The sequence below is a fragment of the Streptomyces sp. UH6 genome, assembly GCF_013421635.1.
Taxonomy (GTDB): domain Bacteria; phylum Actinomycetota; class Actinomycetes; order Streptomycetales; family Streptomycetaceae; genus Streptomyces; species Streptomyces abyssomicinicus.
Genome location: NZ_JACADT010000937.1, coordinates 1 through 2231 on the forward strand (window position 1 = coordinate 1; position 2231 = coordinate 2231).

2 protein-coding genes are annotated in these 2231 nt (G+C 75.5%); one reads left to right on the top strand and one right to left on the bottom strand.

The genetic code is table 11. From position 1 onward, the window contains the following. The coding region (locus tag HW445_RS27760; RefSeq protein ID WP_180223617.1) for a DUF3027 domain-containing protein at window positions 1–429 on the bottom strand (429 nt) is incomplete at its 3' end. Window positions 430–773: 344 nt separating this feature from the next. Between HW445_RS27760 and HW445_RS27765 the strand changes: the two genes are divergently transcribed. Further along, on the top strand, window positions 774–2180 hold the full coding sequence (locus HW445_RS27765; protein WP_180223618.1) for an MFS transporter: 1407 nt from the start codon (window positions 774–776) through the stop codon (window positions 2178–2180). Window positions 2181–2231 lie beyond the last annotated feature (51 nt).

A 2231-nucleotide genomic window follows, 5' to 3' on the forward strand; every position in this document is an offset into this window, starting at 1 on the left:
CTCGTCGGAGACCGCGGAGTTCGGCGCCGGCTCGTCCTCCCCGGTCCAGCCGGGCTCCAGCCGCAGGTCGTCCGCGTTGGTGGGCAGCAGGTCGCCGGGGCCCAGGTCGCCGGGGCGCAGCCGCTCGCTCCACGGCACCCATTCGGGTGCGAGCAGCGCGTCCGGGCCGGGCAGCAGCACCGTCTCGTCCAGGGTGACGATCTTCGCGCGGGAGGCGCGGGCCACCGTCACGGCCCAGCGCCAGCCGCGGTAGCCGAGCTCCCGGCACTCGAAGAAATGGGTGACCACGCGGTCGCCCTCGGACACCATGCCGACGTGCTCGCCGACGACGCCGGGCGCGGCCGCCTCCTCGGCTGCGGCGCGGGCGAGGTCGACGGCCTCGGCGCACAGGCGGTCGGGGGTGCGGCTTCGCGTTGTCGCTGCGCTCACAGGTATCGCTTCTCTCCTACGCCGTCTCACGGGTGCGCGCGTACGGCGGCGGAGCGGACGGAGCGGACCGGGGGGCCGCGTCGACGTCCGCGCCCGATCGCGCTCGGGCGCACCTATGTCATCCATTCTGCGGGATGAAGTTCAGGCGCGCGGCCGAGTACAACCACCACGGCGCGCAACCGAACGCTACCTTCTCCGTGGCCGTCGGCCCACACCGGCGGGCGGTTCCGGCGATCCCGATCGGCGCCGGACGGCCGCGCGCGGACGCGGACCGGTTGCTCCGACAATACGAACCGCCCGTACGGAACAGCGCATAACCGCCGCGAGCGGGGCACTATGACGGGGTGGCAGCCGTTCGGACGTCCCGCTCACGCAAGGGACGCACTACCGGCGGAGCGGGCCGTGACGGCGGACCGCTCCGTGCCGTCGGGCGCGTGCTGAGGTCCCCCGTGCGCGGTGCCGGCCGGCTGATCCGCCGCCTCACCCACGCCCACGGGGCGGGCGAGTCGGGGCTCGGCAAGCTGATCGAGCTCCACGCGGTGAACGGGGCGGGCGACGTCCTGATCACCGTGGCGCTCGCCTCCACCGTCTTCTTCTCCGTCCCCACCGACGAGGCGCGCGGGCGGGTCGCGCTCTACCTGGCGATCACCATGGCGCCGTTCACCCTGCTGGCCCCCGTGATCGGCCCGCTGATCGACCGCATCCCGTACGGGCGGCGGGCCGCCATGGCGAGCTCGATGGGCGCGCGGGCGGTGCTGGCGCTGGTCCTCACCGGCGCGGTGGCCGGCGGCGGGCTCCAGCTCTACCCGGCGGCGCTGGGCGTGCTGATGTGCTCCAAGGCGTACGGGGTGGTGCGCAGCGCGGTGGTGCCACGGCTGCTGCCCCGGCGGTTCTCGCTGGTCAAGGCGAACTCGCGGGTCACCCTCGGCGGGCTGGTGGCCACCGGGGTGGCCGCTCCGGTGGGGGCCGGGCTGCACCAGCTCGGTCCGCGGTGGCCGCTGTACGCGGCGTGCGCGGTGTTCGTCGCGGGGACGCTGCTGTCGCTGTCGCTGCCGAAGAAGGTCGACTCCGCCAAGGGGGAGGAGCCCGCGCTGCTGGCGGCCGACCCCGAGCACCTGCACGGCCCGCACCGGCGCACCCCGGGCGACCGGCCCCGGCTGGCGCTGCGCACGGTCGGCACGAGCGTCACGCACGGCCTGGTGGTCAACGCCTCGCAGCGCGTCCTGTCGGGGTTCCTGCTGTTCTTCCTGGCGTTCCTGCTGCGCGAGCACCCGATGAGCGGGCAGAGCGTGGCGGTCTCCATGGGCATCGTCGGGGTCGCCGCCGGCACGGGCAACGCGCTGGGCACGGCGGTGGGGGCGTGGGTGCGGTCGCGGCCGCCGGAGCGGATCATCGTGTCGGTGGTCGCGCTGGTGGTCGTCGCGGCGGTGCTGGCGGCGGCGTTCTTCGGGGCGGCGATGGTGGCGGTCCTCGCGGGGGTCGCGGGCTTCGCCCAGGCCCTGTCCAAGCTCTCCCTGGACGCGATGATCCAGCGGGACGTCCCGGAACAGGTCCGCACCTCGGCGTTCGCCCGGTCCGAGACGACGTTGCAGATGGCCTGGGTGGTGGGGGGCGCGATCGGCATCTCCCTGCCCCTGGTGGGGCCGCTCGGGCTCGGGGTCGCCGCGGTCATCGTGGGCGCCGGCTGGGCCCTCACCGCCCGCGGCCTCCTCCACGCCGCCACCACCCGGGGCCGCCGCCACCTGGCGTGAGGGGCCCCTCCGCGCCACCTGGCGTGACCAGCCCTTCCGCGCCGGGCGGGA